This window comes from Flexivirga lutea, from assembly GCF_054778955.1.
This window is the reverse complement of record NZ_BAAGZB010000001.1, coordinates 1,261,863-1,278,773: the sequence shown is the minus strand read 5'-3', so window position 1 is coordinate 1,278,773 and position 16,911 is coordinate 1,261,863. Positions and strand designations below refer to the sequence as shown.

Genomic DNA, 16,911 nt, shown 5'->3' with positions numbered 1-16,911 from the left:
GCGATGAATTGGTTGTACGCCCTACCAGTCCTGGCATGTCCCGTTGGGATGGGGCTGATGATGTGGCTGATGATGCGCCCGGGGCGGTCCCAGAGCCCCAGTGCCGACCCAGTGTCAGGCAAGGAGATCGAGCAGCTGCGCGCCGAGGTCAGCCGGTTGCGGCAATCCCAATTCGGCGGTTACCCACCGCATGGCGATGGTGTCCTGCTGGACAAGCGCTAGACGCCCTCCAACAACCTGGTCCGCAGCCCGAGCCGAGCAAACACGTGGATCCACGGCGCGCCCCGGCTTCCGAGCGCCCGGTGCCCTCGGTGATATCAGCACACACCCCAGACTGGAGCGATCCCGGATGCCCGACAGCCCACCTGCCCCACCGTCCATGCCTGCCCGCTGGCGACGGCACCGACGGCTCGTGCGGCTCGGCCAGGCGCTGATGCTCATCGGCCTTGTCATCGCGGCCGTGCACGCGGTGATGCACATGGGCGGCAACCCCTCCGGTTGGACCGACCTGACCGTCGGCTACCCCACCGCCGCCGTCGTTGCGTTCGCAGGGGCCATCCTGGCCGGCCGGGCGGAGCCGAAGGCATGAACCGATGAGCGCGCCATCCCTCAACCCGGCGCTGGGCATCGGCTACCGGCCCGTGCCGGGAGTTTTGGGGATCTCCCCGCACGGACTTCTCGCGGCGGTGGGCATCTTCGTCGGGTACTGGGTCCTGCGGCGGCTGACGCGCCGGAACGACCTGCCATGGGATGTGCTCGAGCGGGCGATCCTGTGGGCGATACCCGCGGGAATCGTGGGAGCCCGTGCTGACTTCGTGCTGTCTCACCCCGGCCAGTTCGACTCCGTCGGCAGCGTGCTACAGATCTGGAACGGCGGCTTGGCCCTGTTTGGCGGGCTGATCGTCGCGATCACGGTGGCCCTCTTGGTGCTGCACCACAACCACCTGCCGCTACGTCTCGTGCTGGATCTTGCCGCCCCGGCAATCGCGCTGGCCATCGGCATCGGTCGCGTTGGCGACCTGCTGCTCACCGATCACCTGGGCAAACCAACCACCTCGGCGTTCGCGCTGGCATACCGGGTGCCGTTCGGCGCCGACCTGGCACCCGGGTTCGGCCCCAGCCCCGCGCGCCCCCCAGGCGTTGGGGAATCCTGCGCCGACGTCGGACGGTTTTTCGCCGGGTGCAGCTACCACCTGACACCGGCATATGACCTTGTCGGTGCCCTGATCCTCGCCGCCTTCCTCTGGTGGCTGTTGGTGCGGCGCCCGCACCCGGAAGGCGCCGTGTTCGCCCTGTTCGTCATCGGGTACGCCACCCAACGGCTCATGACCGACGCCACCCGCGCCGTCGACGAGCGGCCACTGTGGGGTATGACCGGCACGCAACTGGCCGCGTTCGTGCTCGCGTTGGCCGGCGTGGCCTGCATCGGCTGGCTGTACACCCGGGACCGGTCGTTGCGCTGCGCACCCCGGCGCCTGACGTGAATCGGCCCGCTGTGCGCCGGCGCCACATGCTGCTGGCCGTGCTGGGCCTTGCCGGAACCGGTGCGCTGGCCGGCTGCGGCACCACCAACCCGGACTCGGTCGCCGCGCAAGCGCAGGGCGGCGACCAGAAGGGGTACGTCGCCGGCGACGGAACCGTCGCCCAGATCGCACAGGCTGACCGAGGCAAGCCGCTCCAGCTGTCCGGGGCGACCATCGACGGGGCCACCTGGTCGCTGGCCGGCCGCACCGGAGGCGTCGTGGTCAACGTGTGGGGCTCCTGGTGCCCACCGTGCATCCAGGAGACGCCGGACTTGAAGAAGGCCTACACCCGTCTGCGGGCCGCCCGACCGGGAGTCGCGTTCGTCGGCGTGGATATCAAGGAATCGGCGGCGTCGGCGCAGTCCTTCGTCGTGAAGAACCGTATCCCCTACCCGTCACTTGCCTACGAGGGCGGCAAGTCACTGCTGGCATTGCACGGGATGGCCCCGGCGACCCCGACCACCCTGGTGCTGGACCAGCAAGGGCGGATCGCCGCCCGGGTGCTGGGCCCGGTTGACGCGACGACCTTGGTCGGGCTCGTGCAGGACGTCATCCCCAGCACACCGGCCGCAGGTACCCGGTGATCCAGCAGCTGGCCGCGGGACCATTCCTGCTGGCGCTGGCGGTGGCGGTGCTGGCCGGGCTGGTCTCGTTCGCCTCCCCGTGCGTGCTGCCACTTGTGCCCGGGTTCCTCGGCTACATCACCGGGCTGTCCGACGTCGCGCTGGAACACCGCCGCCGATCCCCGATGCTCCTGGGCGCGGTGTTGTTCGTGGCCGGCTTCTCCGCGGTGTACTTGTTGACCGCTGTGGCGATCTCCGCGCTAAGCCTGCGACTGCAGGCCCACCAGCCGCTGCTGCTGCGGATCGGCGGCGCACTGGTCCTGCTGATGGCCGTCCTGTTCCTGGGGGTCGGTAACCGGTTCGCCCGGGCACCGTCCTGGCGACCGGCCGCCGGGCTGGCCGGGGCACCACTACTGGGGGCGGTCTTCGGACTCGGCTGGAGCCCGTGCCAGGGACCGGCGCTGGCCGCGATCCTCGCGATGGCCGCGCCGCTATCGGCGCAGGCCCACACCGTGACCCGCGGCGCCGCCCTTGCCGCCGCGTACTGCGCCGGCCTCGGGGTCCCCTTCATCGTGATGGCCGGCGCCTACCAGCGCGCCGGACGCGTGAGCGGCTGGCTACGCGTGCACCATCGGCCGATCCAGGTCACCGGCGGCCTGGCCCTGGCCCTGGTCGGGACCCTGATGGTGACCGGCGTCTGGGAAGTCGCGATCACCTGGCTCCAGTCCCGCCTGGTGTCCCAATTCCAGACGGTGCTGTAGATCATGGCCACCGCACCCGCCCGCGCGAAGCCACGCGCCGGTGACGTACGCCAGCCCCGACTCGGACCGCTCGGGTGGGGCAGGTGGGTATGGCGCAACCTCACCAGCATGCGCACCGCGCTGTTCCTCCTGCTGCTGCTGGCCGTCGCAGCTGTCCCCGGGTCGGTGTTTCCGCAGCGCAACATCGACGCCGGGAAAGTCACCCGGTACCTGGCCGCGCATCGAGGCAGCGGGCCATGGATGGACCGGCTCGGCTTCTTCGACGTGTACGCCTCCCCGTGGTTCTCCGCGATCTACCTGCTGCTGTTCATCTCACTGATCGGCTGCATCCTGCCCCGCACCCGAGTCCACCTGCGCGCGCTGACGTCCCGGCCACCGAAGCCACCGCGCCGACTGGACCGCCTTCCCGCACACACCCACATCGTCACCGCCGTGTCAGCAGAGCAGGCGTTGGGGGCGGCCCGCCAGGCGTTGCGCGGCCGGCCCGGCCGACTCGGGAAGAGCCGCGGCAGGTTCCGCGTTCACGGCCACGACCCGGCAACACTGTCCGCCGAGAGCGGCTACCTGCGCGAGACCGGCAATCTGGCGTTCCACATCGGCCTGTGCCTGGTCATCGTCGGGGTGGCCATCGGTCACCTGTGGAGCTGGCGCGCCGATGTCATCGTTCCCGAAGGCAGCGGCTTCTCCACCGCACTGGGCTCCCTGGACACGTTCAGCGCCGGGCCACTGGTCAACCCGGCGGACCTGCCCTCGTTCAACCTGAACGTCACCAAGATGAACGTCACCTTCGAAGACAAGGTCGGCGGCAGCCAATTCGGCAAGCCGCGCAAGTTTCTGGCCGACACCACCGTGGACACCGGCACCGGCCGACCACACCCGGCGCAGATCGCGGTCAACAGCCCATTGCGGATCGGCGACGCGGAAGTGTTCCTGTTGGGCAACGGGTACGCACCGGTCCTGACCGTCCGCGACGCCAAGGGCGCGGTCGTCTACCAGGACGCCACCCCGTTCCTGCCGCAGGACGGTAACTACCTGTCCACCGGCGTCGTCAAAGTCACCACCGCCGCACCCCAGGAGCTGGGGCTGGACGGGTTGTTCCTGCCCACCGCCGACCAGAACTTCACTCGTGGACCCACCTCCCTGTTCCCCGGGTTGCGCAACCCGGTCCTGGTGGCATCGGTGTGGACCGGGAACCTGTTCCCCGGCAACGCACCACAGTCCGTGTACACGCTGGACACCAGCCAGATGAAACGGCTGACCAAACCTGGTGGGGCTCCACTGCTGATTCGCCTGGCACCCGGGCAGACCGTCCAGCTGCCCGACGGGCGCGGCTCGATCAGCTTCGACCGGACGGTTCGCTGGGCCGGCCTGTCGGTGCGGCACACCCCCGGCAAGACCCTCACGCTGCTGGCCGCACTGGCCGCGGCCGCCGGACTGATCACCTCCCTGCTGGTCAAGCGGCGCCGCGTCTTCATCCGCGTCACACCCGACCCGAGCGCCGGGGACAAGCCAGGCGCCGTGGTGACCATCGGGGCATTGGCCAAAGGCACCGACCCCACCCTCACCGCCGTGGTGCACGAGCTCGCCGACCACATCGCACGCCTGACCAGTCAGGCGCCCCCCGACAGGAGACCCCGATGATCCATCCCGCGCTTGCCCCGTACGCCAACCTGGCCGTCTACACCGCCATGGGCCTGTTCACCGTCACCCTGATCTGCTTCGCGCTCTACCTGGCCGCCCGCACCCGGCCCCTGGGAGCCGCGATCGTGGCTGAGGCCCGCACGCCGGTCAGTGTGTCCGGAAGCCATCACCTGGCTGCCGCCGACAGTCACGTTGAGACCCCCGAGCAGTCGCCGCCGGCAGCCGCAGCATCCGACCCCCGCGACTCCAGGCACGCCCGGCAAATCGCGGCCGTCGCGGTCAACCTCACGTACCTGGGCGCCGCCTGCCTCCTGGCAGCGGTCGTGCTCCGCGGCATCACCGTGATGCGACCGCCCAACGGCAACATGTACGAATTCACCATCGCCGCCAGCGCGGCAGCCGCCACCGTCTACGCCGCCCTGGCCAGACGCCGACACTGGGAATGGCTCGGGGCATTCGTCACCGGATTGATCCTGGCCGCCCTGATGGCCGCCGTGCTGCTGTTCTACACCGGCGCCGCCCAACTCTTGCCGGCGCTGCAAAGCTACTGGCTCGGCATTCACGTCACCATCGCCATCTGCGCCGTCGGATTCTTCACCATCGCGTTCCCGCTCAGCCTGCTACAACTGGCCCAGCGCCGCCGCAGCACCCGCCCCACCATGACCGGACACCGGCTGCTCGCAGTCGTTCCAGACGCTGAGACTCTAGAGCGCGCCGCCTACGGCATGAACATCGTCGGCTTCATCCTGTGGACCTTCACCCTCATCACCGGAGCCATCTGGGCCCAGGAAGCCTGGGGCGCCTACTGGCAGTGGGACCCCAAAGAAGTCTGGACCTTCATCGTCTGGATCGTCTTCGCCGCACACCTGCACGGCCGCGCTACCGCCGGCTGGCAATCCAAGCGCGCCACCTACATCGCTCTAGCTGGATACCTGGCCGTCGTGGCCAACTTCACCCTGGTAAATCTGTCGTCCACCTTCGCCGGTATGCACAACTACTCCGGCATGTAACGAAAAGCCCAATGACCTACCGAACACACCTGGCCTCGAAATTGATCAACCTGTCGTACGCCGCACCCTGGCGGGTCAGTGCCGCTGCATCAGTAGACTCGCGCGCCCCTGCTGCCGGAACTCCAGGACGACCATCGCGGCGATCGCGGCGGCGTAGGCGACACGTCGACGTCTCGGGGTCCAGGCGCAACGAACTGCGATCCAGCGGTGTGTCGCCAGACCGACCAGGAACCGCGCCAGAGCCAACGCCGCCGTTACCGTGGCCAGGATCCCTAGCGGGTTATACCGCCACGCCGCCTGCAGATGACCTTGAGCTGTCAATCGCGCTGCCCGGGTCCCGCCGCACAGCGGATCCATAATGCCCGCGTAGTGGAACGGACTGTGAATGTCGACCGGCGGCAGGCCGAAGATGGCCATCGTCATTGCGACGACCAGGCCAGCGACGCCCGTGATGCTGAGTAACAGCATCTGGTCGGACCGGTCGATCCTCATCGAGACGGCGGGCACCCCCTCAGGAGCAACAGATCTGAGCACCACGCCTCCCAACGGTCAAGCATCCGACTCGGTTTCTTCGTAGCCGATGCTACCGATCATCACGATCACGTGGCAGCAGCCGTGATAGCCCGTAGAACTGTCCCGATGTCGTCAAGAATGGCTGGGCCGACGCGGTCACACACGCCGACTCTCGCATCCGGTTGAGCGCCAAGGCGCTGCCGTGCGGCCAGTCAATGCTCGGTACCCTGTCCCATGCGGCTACGCAGCCCACGTCCATCAGCTGAGGTAGAAATCGTTGAAAAGCTACGCAGGGCGACACCGCGCGCACTCCCCGGTGGGTCGTCACCGCGCACGCACCACGCTCGCTCGTCACAAGGTCGCCATACCGGTGGTTGCCGCGGCCACCGCGTCCGCGGTCGCCGCCGGGGTCGCGGCCAGCGCGGCGCCGCTGGGCCTGATTGGTCAGAGCGGGGGTCGCCCGGCAGCAGTCGCGACTCAACGACAGTCGGTCGATTCCGCAGCAACGCGAGAGGGCATGTCGGCAGCTGATCGGCGCGCGTCGACGACGGCCCCGATGACAGCGGCGGCACGAGACCGGGCCGCGTCCCGGGACCAGACTCGGACCACGCCCAGCAGCACGAACGCGCCGCGTCCTTCCGCCGCCAGGCCAACGCCCGCTCCTGAGACCGCAACCAAGCAACCCGCAGAACACCCCACGACAAGCCGCAGCACCGGCCGCCCTCACCCCGAATGGGTGTGCGCGATCGCCGGATGCGGCGGAACATTCACCTCCGGGTTCGGCTCCCGGGTCTCACCCGGTGGTATCGGTTCGACGTATCACCAAGGTGACGACTTCGCCGCACCCATCGGTACGCCGGTGCGAGCACTCCACGACGGCGTGGTGGCTGCCGCCGGATGGAACGGCGGGGAGGGCCTGCGGGTGGCGATCGATGTGGGTAACGGCACTAGTGCCATCTACGCACACTTGTCGCGGCAACTGGTCGCGCCCGGCGCCCGGGTGTCCGCAGGCCAAATCGTTGCCTACTCGGGCAACACTGGGAACTCCACCGGACCGCACCTTCATCTGGAGATCCACATCGGCGGCGGGGCGATTGATCCGTTGCCCTGGCTGCGTACGCGCGGCATCTTCTAGCAAGGAGCTGACCCGGCGCACAGTCCCGCTCGATGAGTCCGCGCGGGGACGAACCACGGTCACCGGTGGACGCATCCCGTGGTGACCACAGACATGGTCAGCGTTGCAGGGCCGTGACTCGGTGCGCGACAGCGGCACGAAAGTGCGGACACGTCCCGATGTCCTCGTGGTCGCAATCCAGCGCGCACTCGATCAGGGCGAGGCAGGTTTGGGCTGCCGCGATGCGGTTTCGCAGTTCAGTACGATGCTCATGGAGGACGGCGGTCCGCTGCTGTGCCGATCCGGTAGTCATCGCTAGGATCTCCCTGAGCCCCAGCCCGGCCTCCTTGGCCAGCAATATCGTTGCCACGCGATACACATCATCGGGCCGATAGCGGCGGTGGCCAGCGGTGGACTGCTGTGGCGACAGCAGATCCTCGGACTCCCAATGACGTAGAACATGCGTAGCGACACCGGACCGGGCCGCCAGCTCGCCTAGGGTCCAACCGGCAGCCGTTGACTTCACGTCGACATTAAGAACGATCCTGATCGTCATGTCAACGAGACCATCACCAACGGCAGCAGCCGAGCGACACGAGACAACGTCGATGATCCGCATGCTCGACCTTGCGGACGAGATGCCCGAAGCCATCCGCATCCGACACCTCACCTACGAACTCCTAGCCCTCGATCACCGCACCCGAGCCATCGACGTGGGCTGCGGCATCGGCCTGGCGGCGGCCGAGATGTCCCGCACAGCTTCCCAAACCATTGCGCTGGACCCCGACAACTTGATGGTGCAGACCGCTTCATCGCGATAGCCGGAGTTGGACGTACGGCGAGGAGTAGCGGAGCATCTACCGTTATCCGAGGGCTCGGTGACGGCGTACCGCGCCGACAAGGTTCCACATGCTGGCCGACCCTGGACGAGCGGTGGCCGAGGCGCATCGCGTCCTTGCTCCTGGAGGCAGAATCGTATTGGTCGGTCAGGACTGGGATGGCGTCATGATCGATGCGGCCGATGCCGGCCTGTCACGAGCGGTCGTCCAGGCGCGAGCGGACTCCATTCCGAGCCCTCGCGCGGCCCGCCAATACCGGAGTCTGTTGCTTGATGGCGGTTTCGCTGAGGTGGCTATCCAGGGCTTCCTCGGCGCATTGATCCACCCCTCAATGGTCGACATAGTCATCGGTTTCGCCCAAGCCGCCGCATCGACGGGAGCTGTAACGGCCAGCGAAGCGCAGAACTTCATTCGCGATCAACAGCAGCGAGCTGCGCAGGACCGGTTCTCGATGGGCCTGCCTGTATGGGTCGCTGCGGCGACGCGATGAGGTGACCTCGGGCAACCCCAGTCACCTGCGATCAGGCGGACGCGTGTACGTGAGGGACGAGATCAATGGCGGAGCAGACGAGGCATGGTGAAGGTGAAACGTGCGCCCGTGCCGGGACCGTCGCTGTCGGCGGTGAGCGTTCCATGGTGGGCTCGGGCAATGGCGCGAGAGATGGTGAGTCCGATGCCGCTGCCGGTGCTGTCACGGTCCCGCGCGAGGCTCCCGCGGTAGAAGCGTTCGAAGATGTGCGGCAACTGGTCAGCGGGGATGCCGTCGCCGGTGTCGATCACGGCAATTCGTATTGACACCGTGTCGATGGTGGTCTGGAGGGTCACGTCGCCACCGGGTGGAGTATGGCGCAAGGCGTTGATCAGCACATTGGTCAGTGCCTGGGCGAACCGCTGGAAGTCGACGAGAACCTCGGCGTCAGGGCGGTCACTGATGGCGCTGTGCAACTGCACGCCCTTGCCGGCGTACCGAGGGCGCAGGCTTTCGACTGCCGCCTGGACGACCACCTGAACGGGCGTGCGCTTGAGGACCAGACCGAGTTCTCCTTCTTCGGCACGGGATACGTCATTGAGATCTTCGGCAAGTCGGTGCAGCCGGGTGATCTGGTCTCGAAAGACCCGTGCCGGCTCCGGGCCCCACCCGGTGACGCCGTCGTCGAGACCGTCGAGGTAGGCCTCCAGCGTCGCGATCGGGGTGCGCAACTCGTGGGCGAGATCGGCCAGGAGTCGGTGCCTGGTGGCCTCGGTGTGTTGCAGGCGCTCGGCGACCTGGTTGAACGCCCCTGTCAGGGATGCCAGCTCCGGACCCGCGGTCGCCGGCGTCGCTCGGGCGGTGTAGTCCCCGTCGGAAATGCGTTCGGCCACGGCGGCCAGTTGCACCACCGGGCGAGTCAGCCGACGGGACAGATACCAGGTGACGGCGATAGCGGCGATCAGCGCGATCAGGACGGCCATGCCGAGCGCAATCGTATTGGCGCTGGTGTAAGCGCGCTCGATATGCCTCAACTCGGGGGTGTTCGGCTTCTCCCCCGCCATCAGCAGATGATGATGGAACAACGGTGGCCCCACGATCGCGGCGACACCGGCGGCGGTGATCGCGCCGCAGGTGACGACCAGGCCCTGTGCGAGCAGGAGCCGAGTCGCGATGCCCGGACCACTACCGCGCGTAGCTGGCCGCTTCATGAGGTGACCATCCGATATCCGACACCGCGCACAGTGTCGATGTACCGGGGCTCGGCGGGATCGTCGGCCAGCTTGTTGCGCAGGTGCGCGATGTGGACATCGACCACGTGCTCGTCGCCAACCCAGGCGGGGTCCCACACCTCGTCGATGATCCGGCGACGGGCGAACGCCACCGCAGGTGAGGCGGTCAGTAGCGCCAGGATGTCGAACTCGGTGCGGGTCAGCCCGACGGGCTGGCCGGCCAGGGTGACGCGTCGGCCGACCGCATCGACGGTCAAGGATCCGAAGGTTCGCGGCTGCGCAATTGACGGGGCCTGGTCCCGGGGCCGGCGTAGGAGGGTTTGAACGCGTGCGACCAGTTCTCGGGGGCGGAACGGTTTGGTGAGGTAGTCATCGGCGCCGACGGACAGTCCGACGATCGTGTCGACTTCTTCGGCGCGGGCGGTGAGCATCAGGATGTAGCAGTCGGTGAAGGTTCGCAGCCGCCGGCACACCTCGACGCCGTCCAGACCGGGCAACCCCAGGTCCAGCACGATGACGTCCGGCTGCACGGCATGAGCGGTGTCGATCGCATCGGGGCCGGTGTGCACCAACGGTGCGACGTACCCGGCGCGTTCCAGGTAGGAACCGACCATGGTCGCCAAGTCCTTTTCGTCCTCGACCACCAACACCGTTCGAGCAGCATCGACCATGCCTCCATCATCACCGCAGACACCGCACACGCTGCCGCCGGACGTCAGCTGCTGGCGGCTTCTTGATCGTTTCTTCAGGGTTCAGCCGGTCTGATCACAACATCGCAGGCGCACCCTGGACGACATGATGGGGTTGCGCAACACCGGCATGTCCGGCTGGACGTGGGCGTTACTGCTGGTCTGCGTTCTGACGCTCTGGGCGTTGGTGGCCTCCGCAGCCGCTCTCCTCGTACGAGGCACGCACGGTCCCCGCGGCAAGACCCGGCGTCTGCTGGATCGGCGCAGGACAGCGGCGGGCGACAGTGCGACACAGGAGTACGCCAAGCACCCGGAGACTGGATCATCCGCTGAACCACCATCTCCCACGGAAAGACCGGAATGAGAGTCGTTCGCGTGTCCCCTCATGAGCAAAATGCCAGACGCCCCCTCGACCGAAACGGCCGCTGTGCCAGTCGGTTCCACCTGGTTAACACAAGCAAGAAGAGATTCCTTGAAGGAGAAATTCGTTGTTCCCTACCCGCCGTGCTCGTGTCCTGCTGACCCTTGCCGCTGCCGCCAGTCTGACGGTGGTGGCTGGCTGCTCCTCGAACTCGTCGTCCCCCGCTGCCTCTGGGGGTCATCACGCTTCCAGTACCGCGATGGACCGGATGCCGATGGGCTCATCCTCCATGCCGACCAGCGCGTCCTCGATGGCGATGGACCACGGTGACGGCGGTCCCGTCCCGGCGGGGATGAAGCCGGCGTCCGACCCCAAGTACCCGGTCGGTAGCAAAGTGATCCTGACCGCTGACCACATGGAAGGCATGGACGGTGCGCGCGCGTCCGTCGTTGGCGCCTACGCCACCTTCACCTACGCAGTGAACTACACCCCGACCACCGGCGGGGCGATGGTCAAAGACCACAAGTGGGTGGTCCAGCAAGAACTCCAGGACGCCGGCAGCAAACGTCTCGCCAACGGTACGAAGGTGGTCCTCACCACCGACCACATGTCCGGGATGAAGGGCGCGCACGGAACCATCGCCAGCTCCACCGATCAGACCGTTTACGTCGTGGACTACACCGCCGGCGGCATGACCATGAAGAACCACAAGTGGGTCGTCGAGGACGAGATGAAGCCGGCCAAGTGAGCGCAGAACCAGCCGCGTCACGAACCACAACAGGCAGGTCACGGCACCCGGGCTGCCCCACGAATGGGTCTCGCAGCTACTGCCACCAGAACGGCCCTGCGGAGCGCTGGCAACCCCATGCCAATACCCCCCATGGGTATATGTAGGATCGGGTTATGAGCGCCTTATCGAAATCTTCCCGGTTGTCCCGCCGCGGCCTGTTCGGCGTCAGCGTGGCGGCCGGCGCCAGCGTTCTGGCCGGATGCACCTCCTCCGGGTCGCGGGATGCCAGACGCGGCCCGACTGCCTCGACCTCGTCGGGCGTGCGGGTCTCACCCAGCGACGGGGCCGTGCAGCGCGCCGAGGACGCCCGGCCTGGAGGCGGCCGCACCGTGCGAGCCTCGCTGACCTCGGCCCCGATGCGTGCGAGCATCGGCGGGCAGCAGGTCAGCACCTGGGGTTACGGTGACCGGTTGCCCGGCCCGGTGCTGCGGTCCCGCGTCGGAGACACCCTCGCGGTCGCCCAGCGCAACCGGTTGGACCAAGCCACGACGACGCACTTTCACGGACTCGCGCTGCGCAATAACGCAGACGGCGTACCCGGGCTGACCCAGCCGGCGATCAAGCCGGGCGGATCATTCACAGCCACCTTCAAGACCGCGCACCCGGGCACGTACTGGTATCACTCGCATGTGGAACTGCAGCGAGATCGGGGCCTGTACGGCGCACTGATCATCGACGACCCCCACGAGCAGCTGTCCTACGACCAGGAGTGGATCCTGGTCGTGGATGACTGGCTGGACGGCATCAAGGGACGCACCCCGGCCAAGCAGGCCGCGCAGCTGGCCAAGGGAATGCCCATGGGCCACGACATGTCAGGCATGTCCGGGATGCCGATGCCCAGCATGTCGGGTATGTCCGGGATGGGCGGTGGTGACGGCACGACCAGTCCCTTCCTCGGCGGCGACGCCGGCGACGTCACCTACCCGGTGCATCTGATCAACGGGCGCGACCCGATGCGCCCGGACACGTTGAAGGCCAAGCCCGGGCAGCGCATCCGGTTGCGGGTGATCAACGCCGGCGGCGACACCGCCTACCGGGTCGGCCTGCCCGGGGTGCCGATGACACTGACGCACACCGACGGTTTCCCGGTCAAGCATCAGCGCGTGGATGCGATCGTGCTGGGGATGGGCGAACGGGTCGACGCGCTGATCACGGTGCCCGACCACCCGGTACCGTTCGTGGCGCTGGCCGAAGGCAAGGCCGGCCGCACCTTCGCGGTGCTCGCGTCCGGGAACGGGGCTCGCCCGACAATGTCGAGCGTGCCGAAGACGTTGACCGGCAAGGTCATCCAGTCCGGCTCGGCGACTGCTGACCCGTCCGTGCAGCTTGCCGACCGCCCGGTCGACCAGGTCCACACGCTCGCGTTGACCGGCGGGATGGCCAAGTACGACTGGGGCATCAACGGCCGGCAATTCGATGAGGCCAACCCGTTTGCCACCGCCTACGACATCCGAGCGGGGCAACGGGTGCGGATCGACTACGCGAACCACACGATGATGTGGCATCCGATGCACCTGCACGGGCACACCTTCCAGGTCGGGGCGACGGGTCCGCGCAAGGACACGGTCATCGTCAAGCCGATGCAGACGGTGTCGGTGTTCTTCGACGCGGACAACCCCGGTCAGTGGCTGACCCACTGCCACAACGCGTACCACGCGAACCGCGGGATGATGGCGGTGCTCAGTTACGTGAAGTAGCCCGGTCGAGGGGCGGTCATACTGGAACTCGTGCAGCCGATATGCCGCGGCCCCACGATCGCCATCGCGACCGTTGTTGCACTCCTGCTCGCCGCCTGTACAGCCAGCGGCTCGGCCGACACGCCCTCGGCGCACGACCCCTCCCGATCCGAGTCGAACGGTGCATGCACGGACACGACAGTTCGAAAGCTGGTAATCGGGTTCGTGCGGGCATTCAACGCCGGTGACCAACCGACCTTGCAGCGGATCTGGGCGCGGCAGGGAAACGGCTTCGACTGGTACAGCACCGACGGTCCGGGACAACGGATCGGCTCCGTCGCTCAGGACAGGGCCGGACTCGAGCGATATTTCGCTGGCCGCCACGAGGCCGGGGAACGGCTCCGGCTGACTTCGTTCCAGTTCAACGGCAACACCGCCGGCTACGGCAACTTCCAATACACGCTGATTCGCCGAGCCGACGACCTAGCGCCGACCAAATACACGGGCAAGGGCGCCGCGATCTGCACATCGACGAGATCGATGCTGGGCGTCTGGTCGATGGCCAAGACACCGACACCGAGAGCCAAAGCCGAGACCCACGCGGCCGCCGCCCTTTCCTGGCAGCGGCCGCGGTCCAGCCGTCAGGCGGCGGGGTTCGTGTGCGCCTCTCATTGGCCCCGGCCGGCCAGCGGCGCGAACCGCGGCATGATGGCCGTGGTCAGCTACGTGAAGTAGCCCGCCGAGAGCGCAGATGCGCCGGATTGCCGGCGAGCCTGGGTCCTCACCACTTGATAGCGGCCGATCCGATGTCCAGCACGCCGTCGGCCACGATGCCGATCAGCAGGGCCAGGCATCCGGTGGTGACCGCCGCGGCGATCACGCACCGCGCGGGCCAGGCCAGCGCCTCCCGCGGACTACCCGGCACCGACGGGCCGGCGGCCGGTCCGGTGGCTGGGTCGGGGCGCGCGAACGCGGGAGCGATCCAACGCAGGTAGTAGTAGAGGCTGGCGACAGTGTTGACGGCGGCGATGACCACGAGCCATGCCCAGCCGCCGTCCCAGGTGGCGGCGAAGACGGTGAGCTTACCGGTGAACACGCCAGTGGGTGGGGTACCGACCAGGGCCAACAGGCTGACCACGAGGACGCCGGCCAGGGCTGGGCTCTGGCGAGCGAGCCCGCGGTAGTCCGTCAGTGTGGAGGGCCCGGGGCGTGCGGCGATGACGGCGAACGCGCCGAGGTTGGCTGCTGCGTATGCCGCCAGATAAAGGATTAGCGCGGCCAGCGGTGCGGAGCCGGCGACCGGATCGGCGACCACGACGACCATGAGCAGGTAGCCGACCTGGCTGATGGTGGAGTAGGCCAGCAGTCGGGCCGGATCGTCCTGCCGGAAGGCGGCGAGGTTACCCAGGGTCATGCTGGCCGCGGCCAGCAGTGCCAGCAGCAGTCGCCAGTTGATGGCGTCGTCGGGTAGGACGAGCACGAACCGGTACAGGGCGAGCAGCGCCCCGATTTTGGGGACAGTGGTCAGGAAGGCCCCGGCACCGGTGGTGGCACCTTGTACGGCGTCCGGCACCCAGAAGTGCACCGGGACCGCGCCGGCTTTGAAGAGCAGTCCGGCAAACACGGCCACCGCTCCCAGGGCGAGGGCCGCGGGTGGGGCGCCGGGCAGGCGCTGGGCCAGGTCGGCATACGAGGTGGATCCGGCCAGCCCGAACAGCACCGCGATCCCGAGGAACATGACGATGCCCAGCAGTACACCGAACAGGTAGGTCTTCAGCGCCCCTTCGGCGCCAGCGGGGTCACGGGCCCAGCCGGCGAGGGCGTAGAGCGGGATGGACGCCAGCAGATAGGCCACCGCGAGCAACAGCAGGTCGGTGCTGCCGGCCAGCAGGATGGTACCGAGACTGGCCAGCAGCACCAGGACTGCGAACTCGCTCTCCCGGGCGCTGCCGCGCACCCGCCCGGCAGACAGGCCCAACACGAGCAGCGCCGCGGCGGGCACGATGAGCCGGGCGGCGAACGTGGCGGCGTCGATCGCGTAACTGCCGGCATACAGCGTCTGCCCCGAAGCGCCCGCCGTGGCGCCGGCCACCAGCGACCCGGCCAGCGCGACGGCGGCTACCAGCTGCGCGCTCCACTGCCGCTCCTGGCGGACGAACGAGCCGGTCAGCAGCGCGACCACGGCACCGACGAGCAGGATGAGCTCGGGTGCGAACGCGGCCGGGTCCTCGTGCGCGGTCACCGGCCGACCAGCGCGATCAGGTGATCCGCGGCGGGCGTCACAACGCCGAGCAGGGACTGCGGGAAGACGCCGATGAGCACGGACAGGGCCAGCAGCGGCCCGATGGCCCACAGTTCGCGAGCGGACAGGTCCGCGAACGCGACCTGTCCGGTTCGTGGTGTGCCGAGGAAGAGCCGGTGGATAGCCCACAGGAAGAGGCCGGCTGTGAGGACGATGCCCAGCGCGGCGACCGCGGCTGCCGGTGTGGCCGGGCCGAGGCTGCCAGCGAGGATCTGGAACTCGGCGATGAAGCCGCTGAAGCCAGGCAGCCCCAGGCTCGCGAATGCCGCGACGGTCGTCAGTGCGGCGAACCGTGGCGCAGGCCCGGCCAGGGCGCCATACCGGGTCAGGTCGTAGCTGCCGCCGCGGTCCAGCAGCACACCGGCCAGCAGGAACAAGGCGGCGGTGATCAGCCCGTGGCTGACCATCTGCACCATGGCACCGGTGACGGCGACCGACCGGGCGTGGGCGTCACCGGCAAGGCCGGCGGCGCCGAGCCCGAGCAGGATGTACCCCATGTGGTTGACGCTGGTGAAGGCGATCAGCCGTTTGAAGTTGTCCTGGGCCAGTGCCACGAGCGCACCGTAGAGGACCGAGGCCACGCCCACCCCGACGAACACCCAGGCATAGGTGCGCCATTGGTCGGGCAGCAGCGGCATCGCGATCCGCACGAAGCCGAAGGTGCCCATTTTCAGCAGGATCCCGGCCAGCACCGCCGACCCGGCCGCCGGCGCGTCGGTGTGTGCCGGCGGCAGCCAGGAGTGGAACGGCACCGTCGGGGTCTTGATCGCCAATCCGAGTGCGATCGCTGCCAGCACCAGCGGCCCGGCCGGACCCGTCCCGGTCAACGGCGGATGCGCGGCCAACTCGGCGATGTCGAAGGTGTGCGGGTCGGAGGCGACATACAGGCCGATGAACCCCAGCAGCAGGGCCAGGGACCCGGTGAAGGTGTAGAGGAAGAACAACAGCGCGGACCGGCGCCGCGCCGGGCCGTGCCCCCAGCCGGCGATGACGAAGTACATCCCGACGATCGACAGGTCGAAGAAGACGAAGAACACGATCAGGTCCAGCGCCGAGAACACCCCCAGGCTGGTGGTCTGCAGCGCCAGGAACAACGCCGCGTACGAGCGTGGCCGCTGCCGTTCGCGCAGCGAGTAGACCGCGGTCGCGGTGAACACGACCGCGGTCAGCGCCAGCAGCGGCAGGCTCAGCCCGTCGACCCCGACGTGATAGCTGGAGCCGACGCCGGGCATCCACGGCACCCGCTGGACGAACCCGAACCGGCCCGGCCGGTGGCCGTGCAGGTATGCCGCCCACATGCCGACACTGAGGCCGACGGTGACCAGCCCGGTCACCAGCCAGGCCCACAGGGCCGCCCGGTCGGGCACCCGGGCCAGCAGCAGCACCGCGGCGACCGCGGCGGGGGCGAAGATCAGCAGGGACAGCAAC

The 16,911-nt window shown here is 68.2% G+C and carries 19 protein-coding genes; 13 read left to right on the top strand and 6 right to left on the bottom strand.

The features are described 5' to 3' along the window. Positions 1 to 57 precede the first annotated feature (57 nt). The 7 genes from ACYVBN_RS05970 (at position 58) to ccsB (ending at position 5,498) form a co-directional block, all read left to right on the top strand. Complete coding sequence (locus tag ACYVBN_RS05970; RefSeq protein WP_460599692.1) at positions 58 to 222, top strand: hypothetical protein; 165 nt, start codon at positions 58 to 60, stop codon at positions 220 to 222. A 157-nt stretch (positions 223 to 379) separates the two neighbouring features. After that, positions 380 to 589 (top strand): hypothetical protein, encoded by a 210-nt coding sequence (locus ACYVBN_RS05965; RefSeq protein ID WP_460599691.1) that lies wholly within the window; start codon positions 380 to 382, stop codon positions 587 to 589. 4 nt (positions 590 to 593) lie between these two features. Continuing rightward, positions 594 to 1,484, top strand: a complete 891-nt coding sequence (locus ACYVBN_RS05960) for a prolipoprotein diacylglyceryl transferase (RefSeq protein ID WP_460599690.1) — start codon at positions 594 to 596, stop codon at positions 1,482 to 1,484. After that, a complete protein-coding gene (locus ACYVBN_RS05955; protein ID WP_265446234.1) occupies positions 1,481 to 2,107 on the top strand; it encodes a TlpA family protein disulfide reductase in 627 nt (208 codons plus the stop codon). Before ACYVBN_RS05960 ends, ACYVBN_RS05955 begins: the two co-directional genes overlap by 4 nt. Then, positions 2,104 to 2,847, top strand: coding sequence for a cytochrome c biogenesis CcdA family protein (locus tag ACYVBN_RS05950; RefSeq protein WP_171157454.1), 744 nt, complete (start codon positions 2,104 to 2,106; stop codon positions 2,845 to 2,847). The genes ACYVBN_RS05955 and ACYVBN_RS05950 overlap by 4 nt, the downstream gene beginning before the upstream one ends. Positions 2,848 to 2,850: 3 nt before the next feature. Further along, positions 2,851 to 4,488, top strand: coding sequence for a cytochrome c biogenesis protein ResB (gene resB / locus ACYVBN_RS05945; protein ID WP_265446233.1), 1,638 nt, complete (start codon positions 2,851 to 2,853; stop codon positions 4,486 to 4,488). Continuing rightward, a complete protein-coding gene (gene ccsB, locus ACYVBN_RS05940; protein WP_460599689.1) occupies positions 4,485 to 5,498 on the top strand; it encodes a cytochrome C assembly family protein in 1,014 nt (337 codons plus the stop codon). Before resB ends, ccsB begins: the two co-directional genes overlap by 4 nt. A 75-nt stretch (positions 5,499 to 5,573) precedes the next feature. On the opposite strand, the gene ACYVBN_RS05935 is transcribed toward ccsB, so the two are convergent. Further along, positions 5,574 to 5,990: a DUF2752 domain-containing protein gene (locus ACYVBN_RS05935; protein WP_460599688.1), complete on the bottom strand. Its 417-nt coding sequence runs from the start codon at positions 5,988 to 5,990 to the stop codon at positions 5,574 to 5,576. A 757-nt stretch (positions 5,991 to 6,747) separates the two neighbouring features. Between ACYVBN_RS05935 and ACYVBN_RS05930 the strand changes: the two genes are divergently transcribed. Then, positions 6,748 to 7,146, top strand: coding sequence for a M23 family metallopeptidase (locus tag ACYVBN_RS05930; RefSeq protein WP_171157447.1), 399 nt, complete (start codon positions 6,748 to 6,750; stop codon positions 7,144 to 7,146). Between the two features lie 97 nt (positions 7,147 to 7,243). Here the strand turns inward: ACYVBN_RS05930 and ACYVBN_RS05925 are convergent, their stop codons facing one another. Beyond that, complete coding sequence (locus ACYVBN_RS05925) at positions 7,244 to 7,744, bottom strand: helix-turn-helix domain-containing protein (RefSeq protein ID WP_460599687.1); 501 nt, start codon at positions 7,742 to 7,744, stop codon at positions 7,244 to 7,246. Here ACYVBN_RS05925 and ACYVBN_RS05920 point away from each other — a divergent pair. After that, complete coding sequence (locus ACYVBN_RS05920) at positions 7,734 to 7,946, top strand: methyltransferase domain-containing protein (protein WP_460599686.1); 213 nt, start codon at positions 7,734 to 7,736, stop codon at positions 7,944 to 7,946. The genes ACYVBN_RS05925 and ACYVBN_RS05920 overlap by 11 nt on opposite strands. 88 nt (positions 7,947 to 8,034) lie before the next feature. Continuing rightward, the gene (locus ACYVBN_RS05915) at positions 8,035 to 8,454 is read left to right on the top strand and encodes a methyltransferase domain-containing protein (protein WP_460599685.1); all 420 of its coding nucleotides are present in this window, start codon (positions 8,035 to 8,037) and stop codon (positions 8,452 to 8,454) included. 62 nt (positions 8,455 to 8,516) lie between these two features. Here ACYVBN_RS05915 and ACYVBN_RS05910 read toward each other — a convergent pair whose 3' ends face one another. Next, positions 8,517 to 9,497, bottom strand: a complete 981-nt coding sequence (locus ACYVBN_RS05910; protein ID WP_460599684.1) for a sensor histidine kinase — start codon at positions 9,495 to 9,497, stop codon at positions 8,517 to 8,519. A 143-nt stretch (positions 9,498 to 9,640) separates the two neighbouring features. Further along, positions 9,641 to 10,336, bottom strand: a complete 696-nt coding sequence (locus ACYVBN_RS05905) for a response regulator transcription factor (RefSeq protein WP_171157441.1) — start codon at positions 10,334 to 10,336, stop codon at positions 9,641 to 9,643. A gap of 506 nt (positions 10,337 to 10,842) precedes the next feature. Here ACYVBN_RS05905 and ACYVBN_RS05900 point away from each other — a divergent pair. The 3 genes from ACYVBN_RS05900 to ACYVBN_RS05890 all read left to right on the top strand — a co-directional run bounded on the left by ACYVBN_RS05900 (position 10,843) and on the right by ACYVBN_RS05890 (position 13,916). After that, complete coding sequence (locus tag ACYVBN_RS05900; RefSeq protein WP_460599683.1) at positions 10,843 to 11,463, top strand: YdhK family protein; 621 nt, start codon at positions 10,843 to 10,845, stop codon at positions 11,461 to 11,463. A gap of 155 nt (positions 11,464 to 11,618) precedes the next feature. Next, entirely contained in the window at positions 11,619 to 13,202 is a 1,584-nt protein-coding gene (locus tag ACYVBN_RS05895) for a multicopper oxidase family protein (protein ID WP_460599682.1), read from the top strand. Positions 13,203 to 13,232: 30 nt separating this feature from the next. Continuing rightward, on the top strand, positions 13,233 to 13,916 hold the full coding sequence (locus tag ACYVBN_RS05890) for a Cif family virulence factor (RefSeq protein WP_460599681.1): 684 nt from the start codon (positions 13,233 to 13,235) through the stop codon (positions 13,914 to 13,916). Positions 13,917 to 13,962: 46 nt separating this feature from the next. On the opposite strand, the gene ACYVBN_RS05885 is transcribed toward ACYVBN_RS05890, so the two are convergent. Further along, entirely contained in the window at positions 13,963 to 15,423 is a 1,461-nt protein-coding gene (locus ACYVBN_RS05885) for a proton-conducting transporter transmembrane domain-containing protein (RefSeq protein WP_183320236.1), read from the bottom strand. Then, positions 15,420 to 16,910 carry a complex I subunit 4 family protein gene (locus ACYVBN_RS05880; protein ID WP_460599680.1) on the bottom strand — a complete coding sequence of 497 codons (1,491 nt, stop codon included), beginning with the start codon at positions 16,908 to 16,910 and terminating at the stop codon, positions 15,420 to 15,422. Before ACYVBN_RS05880 ends, ACYVBN_RS05885 begins: the two co-directional genes overlap by 4 nt. Between the last annotated feature and the right edge of the window lies 1 nt (position 16,911).